Annotated in this window: 2 protein-coding genes; both read right to left on the bottom strand. The window is 70.0% G+C overall.

Annotated elements, in window-relative coordinates:
* Positions 1-361, bottom strand: a 361-nt coding sequence (locus KDL01_RS41760) for an MBL fold metallo-hydrolase (protein WP_307846819.1), incomplete at its 3' end; no start/stop codon positions are given.
* On the bottom strand, positions 351-530 hold a 180-nt coding region (locus tag KDL01_RS41755), incomplete at its 5' end, for a hypothetical protein (protein ID WP_212534246.1). The genes KDL01_RS41755 and KDL01_RS41760, both read right to left, overlap by 11 nt.

Below are 530 nucleotides of genomic sequence, written 5' to 3'. Positions count from 1 at the left end.
GGCCGAACGAGGTGTGGCCGGTGACGGTGGTGTCGGGGTGGGGGAGAACCGCGCCTGCGAAGTCGAAGGCGCCGAAGTGCTGGGTGAGGTAGGACTGCAGGGGCTCGGGGCCGCTTGCCATCAGGCTGGTCAGGGCCTCGGCGGAGACCTCGTGGTCGATCGTGTCCGCGCAGGCCCGGGTGGCCACCACTTCCACTCCGCCGAGTGCGGGGACGCCGTAGCAGTGGTCGCCGTTGCCGTGGGTCAGGCAGGCGCGCACGATGCGTACGTGCGGCAGCGCGGCTTCGATTTCGGCTCGCATCCGCGCGGTCAGTTCGAGCGTATATGCGGCGTCGATGAGGACTGCTTCGTCACCCGACACGATCAGGCCGCTGTTGGACCATCCCCAGGTGCCGGGCGGGCGGGCCGAACGAGGTGTGGCCGGTGACGGTGGTGTCGGGGTGGGGGAGAACCGCGCCTGCGAAGTCGAAGGCGCCGAAGTGCTGGGTGAGGTAGGACTGCAGGGGCTCGGGGCCGCTTGCCATCAGGCT

Source organism: Actinospica durhamensis (assembly GCF_018139695.1).
Taxonomy (GTDB): domain Bacteria; phylum Actinomycetota; class Actinomycetes; order Streptomycetales; family Catenulisporaceae; genus Actinospica; species Actinospica durhamensis.
This window is presented reverse-complemented; position numbering and strand designations above follow the sequence as displayed.